This window comes from Noviherbaspirillum sp. (genome assembly GCF_036846085.1).
GTDB lineage: Bacteria > Pseudomonadota > Gammaproteobacteria > Burkholderiales > Burkholderiaceae_D > Noviherbaspirillum.
In genome coordinates this window covers 9,325-12,342 of the sequence record NZ_DAIUCO010000150.1, presented here as the reverse complement: position 1 = coordinate 12,342, position 3,018 = coordinate 9,325, and the positions used below count along the sequence as shown (strand labels likewise).

The window sequence follows — 3,018 nt, the reverse complement described above, 5'->3', positions numbered from 1 at the left end:
GCGGATGAAGAAGCGAAATTTGTCTGAGCCGCAGGCGAGTTTATTTCGCTTCCCGATCGGTGCGTCACTTTCTCGGGCCCCCCGAAGGGGCAGCGTCCCTGCGGTCGCCTTTTTTGCCTCCTTTTTTGGCGAAGCAAAAAAGGAGGTGGCCCGCCGGGGCCAGTCCCGGCTTGTCTCTTCGAAGAAGGGAAAGCATTGAATTAACGAAGAGAATTCCTGCCTTGGTTTTGCCTTCGCATTCGATGTTGTTGCCAAGGTAGTCCGTGGTTGATGCTCACTACCCCTATCCTAGCCAAGAGGATTGCGCTTGCAAGCGCAATCCGTTGCACAGGCGGACGGCATGCCGTCCGAAACCCCTGTTACACCCCCCTGGAAGGGGGAAGGGACCTTTCCTTTACATCGGGAAGCGAGACGGAGGATAGAAGCAGTATGCGTTCACCAGACCCACTGCAAACCACATCTCAAACTCTCAGTAGAATGACACTCATCCGCACTCCCTAGCCTCACCCATGCACCTCCTCACCGCCATCAACGACGCCTTCGCCCTCCTCTTCTCCGGCGACGCCACGCTATGGCAAATCATCTGGGTGTCCCTGAAAACCTCACTCATCGCGCTGCTGATCGCGGCGCCGGTCGCCGTGCTGGCCGGCTATGCATTGGCCACCCGCAACTTCAGGGGCCGCCGCATCGTCATCTGGCTCGCCCAGGTATCGCTGTCGCTGCCGACGGTGCTGATCGGCCTGCTGCTCTACCTGATGCTGTCCCGACAAGGCCCGCTCGGCGGCCTGCAATGGCTGTTTTCGCAACCCGGCGTCATCGCCGGCCAGGTACTCATCGCGCTGCCGGTGCTGATCGCCTTCACGCTGGCGGCGGTGCAGGCGGCCGACAGCCGCATCGCCGAAACCGCGCTCAGTCTCGGCGCATCGGCATGGCGCGTCATGACGACGGTCCTGTATGAAGTCCGCTTCGGCGTCATGGCGGCCATCATCACCGGGTTCGGCCGGGTGATTTCCGAAGTCGGCTGCGCCATCATGGTGGGCGGCAACATCGCCGGAGAAACCCGCACCATCACCACCGCGATCGCGCTCGAAACCAGCAAGGGCGATTTTGCGCAGGGCATCGCACTCGGGCTGGTACTGGTCACGTTCGCGCTGGTAATCAACGCCCTGCTGATGCTGGCGCAGGGCGATGCGCGCGGCATCCGGAGCGCAGCATGACGCCGCTCCTGTCGATCCGGCTGCTGCGCAAGGACTACGCCGACCGGCGGCTGTTCGACATCGACGCGCTCACCATCAATCCCGGATGTGCCTACGTGTTGACCGGCCTGAACGGTGCCGGCAAAAGCACGCTGCTGCGCATCCTCGCCGGACTCGAACCCGCCGCGATCGGCGACGCCAGCTTCCTCGGCGAACCGGTATCGCTGCAGCCGTATCCGCGCATATTGCGCGATGCGATCGTGTATGTGCACCAGCATCCGATCATGTTTTCCACCAGCATCGCGGACAACATCGGCTACGGCCTCGCGGCGCGTGGCATGGCCAAGGCCGAGGCGGCGCAACGCGTCGAGGAGGCGTTGCAGTGGGCCGGGCTCGTGCACCTGCGCAACAGCAAACCGCACACGCTGTCGGGCGGCGAGAAACAGCGCGTCGCGCTGGCGCGCGCGAAGGTGCTGTCGCCCCGCCTGCTGTTGCTGGACGAACCAACCGCCAATCTCGACGGCCCGGCGCGGGAACAGGTGATCCGCCTGATTCCGTCGCTGGTCAACGCCGGCTGCAGCGTCATCATGGCCTGTCATGACCGCGATCTTATCGGGCTGCCGGGCGTGCAGCGGCTGAAGCTGAAGGATGGGCGCTTGCAGGCGCGGCAGAACAGGGTAAGGGTGGCGTGAGATGGCCTCCGTTTTTTACGATAGCCCTTTGCACCATCACTGCCCGGCTCCTCTCCTGCTGAACGCGGGTGGGAACCGGCAGCCTGTTGCTTCAAACACGATAGTCAACTTTTGGGACATGCCATGAATTTTCGATTCGCAAGAGCCCTCTTCACCATCCTGCTGACCGCCACCCTCGTCCACCTGCCCGCCTCGGCGCAAAACGTCATCCGTCTTTCCACCACCACCAGCACCGAAAATTCCGGCCTGCTGAAATTCCTGCTGCCGGAATTCGAAGCGCAGACAAAAAACCGGGTACACGTGATTTCCGTCGGCACCGGCAAGGCGCTGGAGCTGGCGAAGAACGGCGATGTCGATGTGACGCTGGTGCATGCGCGCGCGTCGGAAGACAAGTTCGTCGCGGACGGTCACGGCGTGAACCGGCGGGATGTGATGTACAACGACTTCATCATCGTCGGCCCGACTGCCGATCCGGCCGGCATCAAGGGCATGAAGGACGTATCGGCCGCGATGAAGAAAATCGTCGACGCAAAGGCGAAGTTCATTTCACGCGGCGACAACTCCGGCACCGACCAGATGGAAAAAGCCTACTGGAAGGAGATAGGCGCCCAGCCGGCGGGCAGCGCCTACATTTCCGCCGGGCTCGGCATGGGGGAAGTCTTGACGATGGCCGCCGAGCTGCAGGCCTACACGCTGACCGACCGCGCTACCTATCTGACGTACAGGGCAAAAACCGGGCTGGCGATCGCGGTCGAGGGAGACCGGAAAATGTTCAACCCGTACGGCATCATCGCCGTCAATCCGGCGAAGCATCCCGGCGCCAATTACAAGGGAGCGATGCAACTGATCGAGTGGATTACGTCCGACGCCGGCCAGAAGCGCATCGCCGCCTTCAAGCTGAACGGCGAGCAGCTGTTCTTTCCCTCCGCCGCCCGCTAGAACGCACCGGGCCCGGCGGCGGATTACTTCTTCTCGCCAGTCGTATCGGGCACGGAATGATTGTTCACCTGGCCCGACTGCGGCATGGCCGTCTTTTCTTCCTGCTTGGTCAGGGTGCCCGGGTTGGCCTGTGTCGGTGACTGGGCGTTACCGCTGTTTCCGGTGCTGCCCGAGGCGTCCGGCTTGATCGC

General features: G+C 62.6%; 4 protein-coding genes. 3 read left to right on the top strand and 1 reads right to left on the bottom strand.

Annotation, left to right across the window (positions count from 1 at the left end; genetic code table 11):
* The coding region (locus tag V7080_RS16675) for a hypothetical protein (RefSeq protein ID WP_334189518.1) at nt 1-255 on the bottom strand (255 nt) is incomplete at its 3' end.
* A gap of 254 nt (nt 256-509) precedes the next feature.
* Between V7080_RS16675 and V7080_RS16670 the strand changes: the two genes are divergently transcribed.
* The 3 genes from V7080_RS16670 to V7080_RS16660 all read left to right on the top strand — a co-directional run bounded on the left by V7080_RS16670 (nt 510) and on the right by V7080_RS16660 (nt 2,827).
* Nucleotides 510-1,217 carry an ABC transporter permease gene (locus tag V7080_RS16670; protein WP_334189517.1) on the top strand — a complete coding sequence of 236 codons (708 nt, stop codon included), beginning with the start codon at nt 510-512 and terminating at the stop codon, nt 1,215-1,217.
* The gene (locus tag V7080_RS16665; RefSeq protein ID WP_334189516.1) at nt 1,214-1,888 is read left to right on the top strand and encodes an energy-coupling factor ABC transporter ATP-binding protein; all 675 of its coding nucleotides are present in this window, start codon (nt 1,214-1,216) and stop codon (nt 1,886-1,888) included. Before V7080_RS16670 ends, V7080_RS16665 begins: the two co-directional genes overlap by 4 nt.
* Nucleotides 1,889-2,011: 123 nt before the next feature.
* Nucleotides 2,012-2,827 carry a substrate-binding domain-containing protein gene (locus V7080_RS16660; RefSeq protein ID WP_334189515.1) on the top strand — a complete coding sequence of 272 codons (816 nt, stop codon included), beginning with the start codon at nt 2,012-2,014 and terminating at the stop codon, nt 2,825-2,827.
* The last annotated feature ends 191 nt before the right edge of the window (nt 2,828-3,018 follow it).